This window comes from Streptomyces toxytricini (assembly GCF_014649915.1).
Lineage (GTDB): Bacteria > Actinomycetota > Actinomycetes > Streptomycetales > Streptomycetaceae > Streptomyces > Streptomyces toxytricini.
On record NZ_BMTY01000023.1, the window covers coordinates 16,129 to 30,258 of the forward strand.

Genomic DNA, 14,130 nt, shown 5'->3' on the forward strand with positions numbered 1-14,130 from the left:
GCCGGGAAATGAGTCGTCGTCACCTTGCCACCTGTCAGTTCGTCGTCCGTACAGCAGAGTTCGTCGCATGCGTGTGCGCATCCGGAACGAACGGCCATCCTGCCGTATCCCGGCAACGGCGACGCAGGTGGGCCGCCGGTGTGGTGGCGGGCCCCAACGCGAGGGGCCCGCCACCGCTCCCGGTCAGTCGCGGGCCGGGCTCCCGCCCGCCGGGACCAGGCCGTCCTCGACCAGGCCGGCCAGCACCGCCTCGCCCAGCGCGTGGACCGCGGACTGCGGCCTGACCATGACGGTGAACTCCTTGATCCGGCCGTCCTCGGCGAAGTGCAGCAGGTCGATGCCGTGGATCTCGCGACCGTTCACGGTGGTGCGGAACAACAGCACTTCCGACGCCGTCTCGGCCCCGTCGGTGCTGGTCCGGGAGCTGCCGTCGAAGCGCCCCACGTAACGGAAGTCCTCGAAGATGCGCAGCAGGACCCCGAACAGGCCCAGGACCATGGCGCGCCCCTCGAACGGGGTGAACTTCACCGGGCTGTAGAAGCGGACGTCCTCGGTGAACAGCTCCTTCAGTGCGGCGTGGTCGCGGCTTTCGACGGCGGCTCGGAAACGGTCTGCTGTGTTCAAGGCCCCTCCAGGTGCATCCACGGCCGTCGGCCCACGGTCATCGGGCGATCGGCCCTCGGTCGTACTCAAGGAAGTGAGTAGTCAGATTCTTGAGTACCATGGAGGCGGCGTCCCTGCCCAGAGCGCGGGCGGAGGAAGGGCGCCGCGACCCCCGGGAGGCACCCCATGGCGCTGCGCCACGCCGTGCTGGCGGCCCTGCTCGACGCCGAGCTGAGCGGCTACCAGCTGGCCAAGTCCTTCGGCATGGGCGTGGCCAACTTCTGGCACGCCCTGCCCCAGCAGCTCTACGCCGAACTCGCCCGCCTGGAGAAGGACGGCCTGGTCGCCGGCCGGGAGGTCGTCCAGGACTCCCGCCCGAACAAGCGCCTGTTCACCGTCACCGGTGCCGGGCTGGCGGAACTGGAGCGGTTCACCGCCGAGAGCGCCAAGCCGTCCTTCATGCGCGACGACCTCGTCGTCAAGGTCCACTCCGCCGACCACGTGGACACCGCTCCCCTGATCGCGCAGCTCACCGAGCGCGCCGGCTTCGCCCGCGCCAAGGCCGAGCTGTTCACCCGGCTCCTGGAGGCCATGCGCGGCAGCCGCACCGAGGAGGAGTTCCTCCGCCGCGGCGAACGGGTGGGCCCGTACCTCACCTGTCTCGCCGGCCTCGCCTACGAGCAGGTCAACCAGCAGTGGTGCGAACGCACCGCCGCCGTCCTCCGGGAAAGGCAGACCGCCCGTGCCGACCGCTGAACCGCGCCCCGCCGACCCGCCGCCGCCCGCCCCCTGGCCGCGCAAGCGGTACGTCGCCCTCGGCGACAGCCAGACCGAAGGCGTCGGCGACGGCGACGACACCGCCGGGCTGCGCGGCTGGGCCGACCGGCTCGCCGAGCTGCTCGCCCCGCACAACCCCGGCCTGGAATACGCCAACCTCGCCGTCCGCGGCCGCCTCGCCGGGCACGTCCGCTCGCTGCAACTCGCCCCTGCGCTCGCCCTGCGGCCCGACCTGGCCACCGTCGTCGCCGGCATGAACGACCTGCTGCGGCCCCGGTTCGACGCCGACGAGGTCGCCGGCGACCTGGAGGCGGTCTTCGCGGCGCTCACCGCGCAGGGCGCCCGCGTCGCGACCGTCACCTTCCCCGACATCTCGCGGATCACCCCGCTCGCCCGGCCGTTCGCGCCCCGCGTCACCGCCCTCAACGACCGCATCCGGGAGGCGGCCCGCCGACACGGGGTGGTCGTCGCCGAGACCGCCCGCCCCCCGGTGGTCACCGACCCGCGGCTGTGGAGCCCGGACCGGCTCCACGCGAGCCCCGTCGGGCACGCGCGGATCGCCGCCGCCGTCGCCCACGCCCTCGGCGTCCCCGGCTGCGACGACTCCTGGACGCATCCCCTGCCGCCCCAGCCGCCGCCCACCCGTGCGCAGGCCGCCGCCGCCGAACTCCGCTGGGCCGCCGGGTTCCTCGGCCCGTGGCTCGCCCGCCGCGTCCGCGGACGCTCCTCCGGCGCCGGCCGCCACCCCAAACGCCCCGACCTGCGCCCCCTGTAGGGCCCGGACCGGGCCGCCACGAAAAAAAGATGATGTGGCCGGCGGGTTTCCGCTGGTACGTTCCCCGGGTGCCGAAGCTGAACCAGATCATCGCAGTGGAGAAGGGCGTCAAGTCCAAGTCCCTCCAGGAACTGACCGACGCCCACCACGACGTCCAGAAGCCCGCCCTCCTCGCGGGCATATCCCGCACCTACCAGCCCAAGGACGAGGAGGGCGAGCAGCTCCCGCCCGAGTCCACCCGGGTCCAGGTCAAGGCGGAGGACGTCCTGCGCGCCACCGCGGCGACGCTGACGCGGCTGTTCGACGTCACCGCGACGAAGGACTGGGCCAACCGCACCGCCGCCGCCGACGTCGTCGTCGACGGAAGGGTCCTGCTGCCCCAGGTGCCCGTCCCCTACCTGCTCTTCCTCGAGAAGCAGCTCACCGACCTGCACACCTTCGTCCGCAAGCTGCCCGTGCTGGACGCCTCGGAGGCCTGGACCCTCGACCCGTCGACGGACTCCTGGAAGACGGAGCCGGTGCGCACCATCCGCACCAAGAAGGTGCCGCGCAACCACGTCAAGGCGGAGGCCACGGACAAGCACCCCGCCCAGGTGGAGGTGTACTACGAGGACGTCCCCGTCGGCTACTGGACGACCGTGAAGTTCTCCGGAGCGCTGCCGGCCCGCCGCGTGAACGAGCTCCTCGACCGCGTCGAGAAGCTCCAGCAGGCCGTCAAGTTCGCCCGGGAAGAGGCCAACGGCGTCGAGGTCGCCGACCAGCGCGTCGGCGACGCCGTGTTCGGCTACCTGTTCGGGTAGTCTTCCGATCTCCCTCCTTCGAGCGGGAGGGTGCGCGAAAGCGCAGGCTGAAACTGAAGTCGAAACTGACTTCGGGGTGTCAACGTGGAGGTTCGAATCCTCCCCCCGGCATTTGCGTGCCGGGGTGGCCCAAACCTGGCAGAGGCGGCCCCGTCAATCTCAGATTCTTGCTCCAGTCTCAGTATTCGCCGCCGAACACCGGATCGACCGGGTGCGGACGATCGCTGACGGATGGTGGTTCAAGTCCATCCTGTGCCTCTTGCATGGCACGGTAGTTCAAAGGCAGAACACGTCGGCTTCAAGATGATCCGCACCCTTAAACGCCGCCGGTGTGCGCAATTGGGTGGCACACAGGAGCCCGGGAGCTGGGTCCGCTCCCGGGCTCCGCCACGTTTGCGCGGTGCCCCTGCGGGCATCCGAGGGGCACGGTCAGCCGGTGTGGTGGCGGGCGTTCCGCTGGCCGGGGACGGTCTTCAACCGGGGGGTGTCCTTGCGGGCCTCCTCGCGGCCCGTGTCGTCCCCGGAGGGTGCCGCCGGGGCCAGGGCAAGGAGGGCGATGCTGCCGAGGACCGCGACGAGGATGAGCGCGGTGACAAGGGTCATGTTCCTGCCTTCCGTCGGGAGCTGATTGTCCGTCACCTGCTGATGTAACCGGAATGGCGCAAGATAAACACGAAGAGTAGTGACACTTCGTGATGAGCGCGTGGCGCGGACCTCACGACGTCAGGTCCCGTACGTAGTCCCGGCCGCCGAGCGGGCCCCGCACCACCGCGGCCGGCACGTCCAGCAGCCCCGTCACGAACTCCGCGTGCGGCAGCAGCCGCCCGCACACCGCGGTGAGCTCCTCGTCCAGCGCCTCCGCGGCCGCACCGGACAGCAGGCCGCGGGCCGCGTACCAGTCGGCGTGCGGCAGCACCGCCTCCACCGCCAGCAGGCGGAACAGGTCCTCCAGTACCGCCTGCTCACCGGCCCCGTCCCCGCCGGAGGCGCCGGGGCGCCGCCAGCGGGCGGCCACCGCCTCCACCGCCACGCGGGCCTGGTGCGCGTGCGCGAACTCCTCCGCGAGGCCGAGCCGTTCGTGCCACGCCGCGGACGCGTCCCGCCCGGCGGCGGCCGCCGCGGCCAGCGCGGACACCAGGCGGTCGTACAGGGCGCGCTCCCTGGCCGCCAGCAGCAGCGGCCAGTCCGGCTCCGCGCCGCCCGCGGCCGCGGGCCGGCCGGCCGGGGGAGGCGTGTAGTCGTCGCCGGTCGCCATCCGCCACGCGGCGTCGAGCAGCATCAACTGGTTGTCCCCGCCCGCCGCGTGGAAAGCCGCGGTCAGCGCCTGGTAGTCGACCAGCCGGTTCTCCGAGAAGAAGCCCGCAGCCCCGCACGCGGCACGGCAGCGGGCCACGGCCCCGTCGGCCAGCCCGTCCACCGCCACTTTCGCCAAGGCGAGTTCCCCCATCGTCCGCGGCGGGAGACCGGTTCCGCGGCCGCCGCCCGGAGCCGTCCGCCACGCCGTGTCCGTGATCCCGCGCGCGAACTCCGTCGCGGCGAGGGCCCGGGCGGCCGCCCCGAACAGCAGCCGCTGCTGGTTGGGGCGCGTCAGCGCCGGCGCCCGCACACCCCACCGGTCCACGGTGTTCCGGCGGCCCGCGTGCGGCAGGGCGATCGCTACGGCCGCGCGGGCCGCCGCGGCCAGTCCGGCCGTCACCGCACCCCAGGCGAAGCGCGCCCAGCCGACGCTGCGCGCCGTCCGCAGCCGCGGGTCGCCGAGCGGGTCGTGGAAGGCGCCCGACCCGGAGATCGAGGCCCCGTCGGCGAGCCACCTGCGGTAGGGGACCCGTACGCCGTCGAACCGGACGGCCGCGTAGTCCAGCGGCAGCAGCGACGTCCGGGGCCGCGGCACCACGGTGACACCCGGGGTGCCGTCCCCGTCGTGCAGCGGCACCAGGAACAGGCACGTGCCGCGGTCGACGCCTGCCACGAGCAGCCGGGCGCCGACCACCGCCAGGCGGGGCAGGCCGGGCATCCCGACGTTCGGCGGGTATTTGGCCGCGGCCGCGTCCGGCGTCGTCAGGACGAACTCGCGGGCCCCCGGGTCGTACACGGCCTCGGTCCGCACGGCGGCGTTGCTGTTGCCGAGGCCGACCTCCGTCATCAGCGCCGCCCCGACGGCCCGCCCGGAGGCGAGCGCCGCAACGTCCTCGGGGTCGGCGCCGAAGTCGAGCGCCGCCCCGGTCGCCATGCACTGGTGCAGGAACAGCACGTGGAAGGCGGCCGGGTCGGCCATCGCCGTCAACTCGAGCAGATCGCGCAGGCGCTGCCGCCCCGCCGGGCCGCCGGCGAGGAGCGGCCCCGCGGAGCCGGTCCGGGCGTTCAGGCGGGCCACCCGCCGGTACGTCGTCGTCCACGGCTGCACCGGATCGGCGGCCCGGTCGTCGAAGACCGGGTCCTCGAACAGCTTGGGCAGGTCGGGGTCGGTCACGGGGCCGTCTCCTCGGCTCGGCTGTGCTGCGGGACGTCCCGCCCGCGGGCGGCGGAGGCGGTGCCTCCGGCCGGCACGGGGCGGGCGGGCGAGGCCGGTCCGGCGGCGCCGCGGGGGCCGGCGAGCCAGGACTCGACGGCTGCGGCGATCTCCCCGGCGTGGGCCTCCATCATGGTGAAGTGGTCCCCGGGCACCTCGGCCGCGGTGTGCGGGTGCCGCCACGGCGCGGGCGGTCCGATCGGCTCGCGCGCCCGTACGACCAGCACCGGAGCGCCGAGCGGTCCGGGCCGCCAGCCGCGCAGGAGGCGCAGGTAGCCGCCGGTCGCGGTGAGCCGGTGGGTGCCGATCGCGCCGGTGTCGCCGGCCTCCCGGCGCCGCCGCTCGGCGACGGCCAGCACGAGGGAGAGGTCCTCGGCCGGCACCGCGCCCTCGTACCAGGGCGTGTCGAGCAGGACGATCCCGGCCGCCGGGCGGCCCTCCCGGGCAAGGCGCGCGGCGACGGCCCAGGCGGTCCACCCGCCCGACGAGTGCCCGCACAGCAGCACCGGGCCCCCGCCGGTACGCCGCCCCAGCGCCGCGACGTGCGCCTCGACCAGGGCCGGCAGGTCTGCGGGCAGCGCCTCGCCCGGCCCGAAACCGGGCTGCGGCAGGGCCAGTACGGTCCGGCGTCCCGCGAACGCGGCGGCGAGCCGGGCGTATTCGTGCGGCCCTCCCGTCGGGACCAGCGACGGCAGGCACACCAGGGCGGGCCCGGCAGGGCCGCCGGCCAGCCGTACGGGGTCCTGCGCCCGGCCGGCGGCCTCCGCCGCCGTGAACGACGGCCGCAGCAGCGACGCCTCGGACAGGACGTCCGCGGCGACCGCCCCGCGGCCCTCCGCGCTGGCACGCCGGAACAGTGCGGACAGCCCGTCGGGCAGGGCCGCCGATGCCGTAGGTGCCGTCGGCTCCGCGGGCCCGGCCGGGTCCCGGTCGCCGGCCCGCTCCGGGGCGGGCCGTGCCTCCGGCGCCAGGGGGGCTCCGTCCCGGAGCCGGGAGTGCTCCAGGCGCTCGCCCAGGTGGGCGGCGAGGGCGCGGGCCGTCGGATGGTCGAAGGCCACGGTCGACGGCAGGGACAGCTCCAAGGCCCGTGACAGCCGCCCGCGCAGCTCCACAGCGGCCAGCGAACCGGCTCCGAGCTCCAGGAACGGGCGGTCTGGGTCCACGGCGTCCGCCCCGGCGTGCCCCAGCACGGCCGCCGCCGACTCCCTCACGAGCGCCAGCAGTTCGGCGGAGCTCCGGGGCCCTTCCGCGGCGCCCGCGGCGTGCGGGGCGTCCGCGGTGCCGTGCGGTGGCCCGGCGGCTCCTGTGGTGGTCCGGGGTTCTCCCGCCGCGTTCGCGGCGTCGTCCGCCAGAGCGGCGTCCGGCGCTGCCGCCGGGGCGGTCGGGACGCGGGCCGCCAGCCAGTACCGGCGGCGCTGGAACGGGTATGTCGGCAGTGCCTCGACCGGACCCGGCCGGCGGCCCCCGCATACCGCGGCCCAGTCGACCGCCGCGCCGTGGGCGAACACCTCGGCCGCCGACAGCAGGAACCGGCCGAGCCCGCCGTCGCCGCGCCGCAGGCTGCCCGCGGCGAGCACCTCGGCGCCCGCCCGCTCGGCCGTCGCCTGCACCGCGTACGTGAGCACGGGGTGCGGGCTGACCTCCACGAACGTACGGAACCCCGACTCCAGCAGGGACGCGACGGCCGGGGCGAACGCAACCGGGTTGCGGAGGTTTCCGTACCAGTAGTCCGCGGTGAGCTCCGGCCCGGCGATCCGGCCGCCGCCCGCCGTCGACCGGAACGGCGTCGACACCGGCCGCGGCGCCAGGCCGGCCAAGCCCTCGGCCAGCTCCGCCCGGAGCGGCTCCACGGCCGCGCAGTGGGAGGCGTAGTCCACCGCCACGCGCCGCCCCCGCACCCCCTCCGCCGCGAGCTCCGCCAGCAGCGCGTCCACGGCGGCCGGCTCCCCGGCGACGACCGAGGCGTCCGGCGCGTTCTCCGCGGCGACCGCCAGCGGCGGCCCGGCCCGGCCCGCCAGGCGGGCCGCGAGCTCCGGGGCCGGCAGCGACACGGCGGCCATCGCCCCCGGGGGCAACCGGCGCACCGCCCGCGCCCGCAGGGCGACGATCCGGGCCGCGTCCTCCAGGGTCAGCGCCCCGGCTGCGTAAGCGGCGGCGATCTCGCCCTGCGAGTGCCCGACCACCGCGTCCGGCTCGACGCCGTACGACCGCCACAGCGCCGCCAGCGACACCATCATCGTGAACAGCGCGGTCTGCGCCACGTCGACGCGGTCCGCGGGCGGTGTGCCGGGCTCGCCGCGCAGCACGGCCGCCACCGACCAGTCCAGGTGGGGCGCGAACGCGGCGTCGCAGGCCCGCACGGCCTCCGCGAAGACCGGGGCCTCGCGCAGCAGCGCGGCACCCATCGCCTCCCACTGGGCGCCCTGCCCGGGAAAGACGAACACGGTCCGGCCGGCTCCGGCCGCGGGCGGCGTCCCGGTGACGACGCACGGGTTCTCCCGGCCGGCGGCCAAGTCCGCGAGCCCGGCCCGCAGGGCCTCGGAGCCGTCTCCGACGACGACGGCGCGCCGCGGGAAGGCGCGGTCGCCGGGGGCCCGGTGCACGACCAGCGCCCGGGCCACGTCCGCGGGTGCGGTGCCGGCCGCCGACCGGGCGAGGCGCGCCGCGAGTTCCCGCAGGCCCGTCCGGTCCTTCGCCGCCAGCACCCACGGCACGGCCGCGGCCGGCTCCGGCCCGGCAGGCGCGCCGGCGGTGTCTCGCGGGCCCGGTTCCGGCCCGTCCGCGGCGGCCGCGGGCGGGTCCTGGACGAGGACGTGGGCGTTGGTCCCGCTGATGCCGAAGGCGGAGACTCCCGCAGCCCGGCGGCGCCCGTCCGCGGGGCGCGGCCACGGCCTGGGCGCGTCCAGCAGCCGCACCCCGCCCGCCGCCCAGCCGACGTGCGGCGTCGGCTCCCCGGCGTGCAGCGAGCGCGGCATCTCGCCGTGCCGCAGCGCCAGCACCGCCTTGATCACCCCGGCCACCCCGGCCGCGGCCTGCGTGTGCCCGATGTTCGACTTGAGCGAGCCCAGCCACACCGGCCGGTCGGCGTCCCGGCCCCGCCCGTACGAGGCCAGCAGCGCCTCCGCTTCGATCCGGTCGCCCAGCGGCGTCCCGGTGCCGTGCGCCTCGACCAGGTCGACGTCGGCCGGTGCCAGGCCGGCGTCGGCGAGCGCCAGGCGGACGACCTCCCGCTGGGCCGGGCCGCTCGGCGCGGTCAGCCCGTTGCTGGCACCGTCCTGGTTGACCGCCGAGCCGGACAGCACGGCCAGGACCGGACGCCCGGCCCGGCGCGCCGCCGACAGCCGCTCCAGGACGAGGACGCCCGCGCCCTCCGACCAGCCGGCCCCGTCCGCCGCGGCGGAGAACGCCCGGCAGCGGCCGTCCGGGGAGAGGGCGCCCTGCCGGCTGAAGTCCACGAACGACGCCGGCGTCGACATCACGGTCGCCCCGCCGGCCAGGGCCACCGTGCACTCGCCGCGCAGCAGCGCCTGCCGGGCCAGGTGCAGGGCCACCAGGGACGAGGAGCAGGCGGTGTCCACGGTGAGCGCGGGACCGGTCAGCCCGAGGGTGTAGGCGATCCGGCCCGCGGCCACGCTGGAGGCGTTGCCGGTGAGCAGCAGCCCGTCGTGCAGTTCGGGCGCCTCGTTCAGGCGCGGCGCGTAGTCGGAGGACATGAGGCCGACGAAGACGCCGGCCGCGGTGCCGCGCAGCGCGGCCGGGGGGATCCCGGCGCGCTCCAGCGCCTCCCAGGCCGTCTCCAGGAGCAGCCGCTGCTGCGGGTCCATGGCCCGGGCCTCGCGGGGGGAGAGCCCGAAGAAGGCGGCGTCGAAGTCGGCCGCGCCGTCGAGGAAGCCGCCGTGGCGGACGTACGAGGTGCCGGCGCGGCCGCGGTCGGGGTGGTGCACGCGGTCGAGGTCCCAGCCGCGGTCCGCGGGGAACGGGCCCACGGTCTCGCCGCCTTCGGCGAGCAGCCGCCACAGGTCCCCGGGGGAGGAGATGCCGCCGGGGAAGCGGCAGCCGATGCCGACCACGGCGACCGGGTCGTCACCGTCCCCGCCCCGGCCGGCGGCAGGCGCGGCGGTGAGGGCGGGGGAGGCGCGGCGCGCCGGGTCCGCGGCCGCGTCGGCCGGGCCGTCTGCGGCGCCCGCGGCGAGGTCGACCAGGTGCCGGGCGAGCTGCTCCGGCGTCGGGTGGTCGAAGACGGCCGTCGTCGACAGGGCCAGCCCGGTGCGCGCCCCCAGCCCGGAGGCCAGCCGCACCGCGCCGAGCGAGTCCAGTCCGGCCGAGCGGAAGCTCCTGCCGCCGTCGGCGGCGCCGAGAGCGGCTCCGCCGACCTCGGCCGCCAGTTCCCGTACGAGCGCCAGCGCCGCGTCCAGGGCCTCGCGCTCCGGCAGGGCGGCGGCCTGCTGAGCCCAGGCGGCCACCGTCTTGCGCGCGGGCAGCGCCAGCAGGGCCGCGAGCCGCCCGCGGGCGACCTTCCGGGTCGGTGTGACCGGCACCTCCGCCACCGTCACCAGCTCCAGCGGCCACTTGTAGGCGGCGACCCCCTTGGCCGCCAGGTGCGCCCGTACGTCCTCCAGCGTGAGCCGGGCCCCGGTCCGCAACTGGGCCAGCAGCACCGGGTACTCGCCGAGCCGGTCGTCGGGCCGGGCGGCGACCGCCGCGTTGGCGAGCTGGGGCAGGTCGGCGAGGAGCGCCTCCACCTCGGAGGCGGTGAACTTCAGCCCGCCCACGTTGATCCGCTCCGCCTGCCGGCCGCGGTAGCCGATCGTGCCGTCCTCGTACCGGCACGCCAGGTCGCCGGTGCGCAGCCAGCCGTCAGCGGTCATCGCCTCCGCGGTCGCCTCCGGGTCGGCGAGGTAGCCGCGGAACAGGGACGGGCCGTGGAACTCCAGCTCGCCCGTCTCCCCGACGGGGCAGGGGCGGCCGTCCTCGCCGACCACCCGGACCCGGCCCTCGCCCACGGGCCGGCCGATGCTGCGGGCGGCGACCCCGACCGGGTCGTCGGACGCGGTGCTCAGGCCGGCGCCGACCTCGGACATGCCCCACTGCACGACGGTCGCCGCGCCCAGGGCGCTGCGCACGCCCGCCACCAGGGACGCCGGCACGGCCGCGCCGCCCGTGCGGACCTCCCGGAGCCGCGCGACCGGGTCGGGCGACTCGACGAGGTCGCGGAGCTGGGCGGGCACGGCGACCAGGACGCTCGCCCCGCTCGCCGCCGCCAGGTCGCGGAACGCCCCGGTGTCCCAGTGGGGCAGCACCGCCTGCCGGGCCGCCGTGACGAGGGAGAGGTGCACGGAGAACAGCCCGAAGAGGTGGGTGAAGGGACTGGCGCTGAGGAAGGTGTCCCCGGCGGTCGTGCCGCCCTCGCGGGCGGCGGTCACCGCGTTGCCGAGGAGCCCGCCGTGCGTGTGGATGCAGATCTTGGGGCGGGCGGAGGTGGTGCCCGACGAGGGCATCAGGACCAGCGGCATGTCGGCGGTCACCGGCACCGGCTGCGGGGCGAGCCCGCGCCGCGTCCGTACGAGCGCCTCGTACGCATCCGCGGCACCGGAGGCGTCGGGGCCGACCGGGATGACGAACTCCAGAGCGGGCAGCGCCGACCGCGCCGGCGGCTCCGCGGCCGCCGGCAGCAGCAGGGCCCGCGCTTCGGTCCGCTCCAGCAGGGAGCCGGCCTCGCGGGTGCCGAGCGTGTTGTGCAGCGGCAGCAGCACCGCCCCGACGGAGGCGACCGCGACGTGCGCCACGAGGAACTCCCAGGAGTTCGGCAGCTGCGCCGCGACCACGTCGCCGGGGCGCACCCCGAGGTCCTGCAGGGCCCGCCCGAAGGCGTCGGCGTCGGCCCGCCACGCCTCCCAGGACCGGGCGCCGCCCGCGTCCACGACGGCGGCCTGGTCACCGCCGGCCGCGACGGCGGCGGCGAACACCTCGGGCAGGGTGGGCCGGGGCGTCGTCCAGGCGCCGCCGCCCGCGGGCTCGGGGGTGGTCAGGTAGTCGTGCACGTGGACGGCCATCTACACGGGCTCCGTACGCGAGGGGACGGGGAAGACGGGGGCGGCGGCGCGCTTGCGGCGGGCCCGCAGCAGGGAGCCGTCGAGCGGCAGCGGCGCGGTCTCCACGAGGTCGAACCCGGCATCGGCGAGCAGGCGCCGGTAGTGCTCCAGGGTCCGTTCGCGGCCGCCGACGTTGCACAGCATGTGCAGGTTCCAGGCGACGGCGAGGGAGTTCCCGCCGTCCGGCGGCAGGAGCCTCTCCACGACGAGCAGTTCGGCCTCCTCGGGCATCGCCTCGGCGCACCGCCGCAGGATGTCGGCGCAGCCGCGGTCGTCCCAGTCGTGCAGCACCCGCGACAGCACGTACACGTCGCCGCCGGCGGGCACGGCCTCGGTGAAGTCGCCGACGCGGAACGTGCAGCGGTCCGCAACGCCGGCCTCACGGAGCCGGCCGCGGGCCGCGGCCACCACGTGCTCCCGCTCCAGCAGGACGCCCCGCAGCCGCGGGGCGGCGGAGAGGATCTGCTTCATCAGCTCGCCGTTGCCGCCGGCCACGTCGACGACGACGTCCACGCCGGGCCGGTCCACGACCGCCGGGATCGGGCCGAACATGAGCGAACTGGCCTGCATGGACTCGTCGAAGGCCCTGTCCCATGGCGGGTGTTCGGCGAAATAGGGGAAGTGGTGGGCGCCGAAGTGGTGCGCGAAGGCGTCGCCGCCGGTGCGCACCGCGTACAGCAACTGCCCGAACGACTCGTAGAACGGGCCGCCGTACATCAGCGCCAGCGGCCGCATCGAGTGCGGCACGTCGGCGCGGAGCAGCTCGCCGAGGCCGGTCGGCGCGTAGGTGTCGGCGCCCGGCCCGTACGGGCCCGCGAGGAGCCCGAGCGTGGCGAGGTAGCGCAGGAGCCGGTCGAGCCCGTCCGGGTCGGCCCCGACGCGGGCCGCGAGGTCGGCGACCGGGGCGGGCCCGCCCGCATCGGCGGACAGCGCGTCGAAGACGCCCAACTCGGCGGCCACGGCCACGGCCTGGGTCCGCCAGGCGCCCGTCATCAGCTCCAGCAGCGTCCTGCCCGGCTCGTCCCGCTCGACCAGCCGGTGCGCGGCCAGCGCGGACGTCCGGCGGCCGGGCATCAGCAGCTCCAGCCGCGCGTACGGGGTGCCGGCGGGGGCGGCCGAGCGGAAGTACAGCACGGTGACGTCCTCGTGCGGGTTGTAGCCGCCGCCGTCGGGCCGCATCCCGGCCCGCTCCACCAGCAGGAACCGCAGGCCCGCGAAGACGACCTCGTCGGCGGCGGTGACGCGGAAGGCGACGTGAGCCTCGTTGCGCTCGGCGCGCTCGCGCCGCACCAGGTGGTGCAGGCAGGCGCCGGTCCCGGTGCCCGGCCCGCCCGGCGGGCCGGGGTCCGGGTCGGGGCCGGCGGCCGGCGGCACGGGCAGGGAGAACACCTCGATCTCGCCGAGCTCCCCGTCCTCCGTGGGGACGCCGGCCCGCACGATGGACACCTCCAGCGCGTCCGGCCGGATCCCGTAGCGGGCGCGCAGCCGGTCCCGTACGACGGTGCTGGGGGTCGGCGGGCCGGAGACCGCCAGTCCCAGCCCGGCCAGAGCCTGCTCCAACTGGCCCGGAGCGGTGGGGAAGACGAGGACGGCGGCGTGCGCGGGCACCAACCAGGCGCCGAGGGACTCCCGTTCGGCGTCGCCGAGGGCGGGCGCCAGCGTGCGGAGCATCCGGGAGACCGTGCCCGAGGTGCGGACGAGCTCCGCGGCGCTGCCGAGCGCCGCCAGGTCCGCCTCGGCCAAGGCCGTTGGACCGGCATGCTGTCGGATCATCCGTCGCCCCCTCGTCCGGGCGCGCCACGGTGGAGCGCCGCGGGCCAGAACCTACGGTCGGGCGGCGCGTGCGCCGCAGGATCGGCGGCGGAGTTGTCAGGTCGGCAGAAGGAGGACCGGCCGCCGGAGGCAACCGGCGGCCCCGGGGCGGCGTCCTCCCCGGAGGGGTGGTCGGGATGGCGGAGGAAGGGCGCGGCGGCGCCGCGCGGCGGTGGGCGGGTGTCGCCACCTGCGCGGCCGGGCCCGCCGCCCTGTACGGGTGGGCCCACTGGTGCTTCTCGGCGGAGGCGGCCCCCTCCGGTGCGCTCGCCCTCTCGGGCGGAGCCGTCCTCGCGGCCTGCGGGGCCGTCACCCACCTGCTCCTCGTGGGCGGGGCCCGCGGCGTCTTCGGCAGCCTGCTCCTCGCCCTGGCCATGCTGGCCGCGGTGGCCGCCGCGGACCGGGCCGCGGCCCGTCCCGCAACCGCCGCCTGCACCGTCCGGTCCGTCGACTCGAGAAGCCAGGACTCCTTCGGGGAGGGCGCCCCGCCGCCCAGGACCCTCCACCGGCTCACCCTCGACTGCCCCGGCGGCTACCCCGACGTCCTCGAGGACGACAGGATCGCCGCGCCCGCGGGAGAGGAGGTCCGCGTCGCCTACGACCCGCGGCGCCGCGTCGCCCCCGAAGTGGAGGGCACCGCAACGCCGTTGGTGCCGGCCCTGTGGTCGGCGCTCTTCCTCGCGCTCGCCGTGCTGATCGCCGCGAGCCGCCGCGCCGGCAGCGCCGTCGGCGGCCCGGCCGACGACTGACCCGGCACCCGCC

The 14,130-nt window shown here is 76.7% G+C and carries 9 protein-coding genes; 4 read left to right on the forward strand and 5 right to left on the reverse strand.

What is annotated here, in order from left to right; translation table 11 throughout:
• Window positions 1-183: 183 nt before the first annotated feature.
• Window positions 184-624, reverse strand: coding sequence for a nuclear transport factor 2 family protein (locus IE170_RS26005; RefSeq protein ID WP_189811871.1), 441 nt, complete (start codon window positions 622-624; stop codon window positions 184-186).
• 165 nt (window positions 625-789) lie between these two features.
• On the opposite strand from IE170_RS26005, the gene IE170_RS26010 reads away from it, so the two are divergent.
• The 3 genes from IE170_RS26010 to IE170_RS26020 all read left to right on the forward strand — a co-directional run bounded on the left by IE170_RS26010 (window position 790) and on the right by IE170_RS26020 (window position 2,955).
• Window positions 790-1,359, forward strand: coding sequence for a PadR family transcriptional regulator (locus IE170_RS26010; RefSeq protein WP_189811872.1), 570 nt, complete (start codon window positions 790-792; stop codon window positions 1,357-1,359).
• Window positions 1,346-2,155, forward strand: coding sequence for an SGNH/GDSL hydrolase family protein (locus IE170_RS26015; RefSeq protein ID WP_189811873.1), 810 nt, complete (start codon window positions 1,346-1,348; stop codon window positions 2,153-2,155). Before IE170_RS26010 ends, IE170_RS26015 begins: the two co-directional genes overlap by 14 nt.
• A gap of 68 nt (window positions 2,156-2,223) precedes the next feature.
• Entirely contained in the window at window positions 2,224-2,955 is a 732-nt protein-coding gene (locus tag IE170_RS26020) for a DUF7873 family protein (RefSeq protein ID WP_189811874.1), read from the forward strand.
• A 429-nt stretch (window positions 2,956-3,384) separates the two neighbouring features.
• On the opposite strand, the gene IE170_RS26025 is transcribed toward IE170_RS26020, so the two are convergent.
• The 4 genes from IE170_RS26025 to IE170_RS26040 all read right to left on the reverse strand — a co-directional run bounded on the left by IE170_RS26025 (window position 3,385) and on the right by IE170_RS26040 (window position 13,299).
• Window positions 3,385-3,558: a hypothetical protein gene (locus IE170_RS26025; RefSeq protein ID WP_189811875.1), complete on the reverse strand. Its 174-nt coding sequence runs from the start codon at window positions 3,556-3,558 to the stop codon at window positions 3,385-3,387.
• 112 nt (window positions 3,559-3,670) lie between these two features.
• Window positions 3,671-5,425: an acyl-CoA dehydrogenase gene (locus IE170_RS26030; RefSeq protein WP_189811876.1), complete on the reverse strand. Its 1,755-nt coding sequence runs from the start codon at window positions 5,423-5,425 to the stop codon at window positions 3,671-3,673.
• Complete coding sequence (locus IE170_RS26035; protein WP_189811877.1) at window positions 5,422-11,517, reverse strand: type I polyketide synthase; 6,096 nt, start codon at window positions 11,515-11,517, stop codon at window positions 5,422-5,424. Before IE170_RS26035 ends, IE170_RS26030 begins: the two co-directional genes overlap by 4 nt.
• Window positions 11,518-13,299 (reverse strand): methyltransferase, encoded by a 1,782-nt coding sequence (locus IE170_RS26040; protein WP_223857001.1) that lies wholly within the window; start codon window positions 13,297-13,299, stop codon window positions 11,518-11,520.
• Between the two features lie 206 nt (window positions 13,300-13,505).
• Between IE170_RS26040 and IE170_RS26045 the strand changes: the two genes are divergently transcribed.
• Window positions 13,506-14,117 (forward strand): hypothetical protein, encoded by a 612-nt coding sequence (locus IE170_RS26045; protein ID WP_189811879.1) that lies wholly within the window; start codon window positions 13,506-13,508, stop codon window positions 14,115-14,117.
• Window positions 14,118-14,130 lie beyond the last annotated feature (13 nt).

Excerpts from the sequence above, each read along its gene's own strand:
- IE170_RS26025 (WP_189811875.1), bottom strand. The coding sequence starts at position 3,558 with ATGACCCTTGTCACCGCGCTCATCCTCGTCGCGGTCCTCGGCAGCATC.
- IE170_RS26035 (WP_189811877.1), bottom strand. The coding sequence starts at position 11,517 with ATGGCCGTCCACGTGCACGACTACCTGACCACCCCCGAGCCCGCGGGC.
- IE170_RS26045 (WP_189811879.1), top strand. The coding sequence starts at position 13,506 with ATGGCGGAGGAAGGGCGCGGCGGCGCCGCGCGGCGGTGGGCGGGTGTC.
- IE170_RS26010 (WP_189811872.1), top strand. The coding sequence starts at position 790 with ATGGCGCTGCGCCACGCCGTGCTGGCGGCCCTGCTCGACGCCGAGCTG.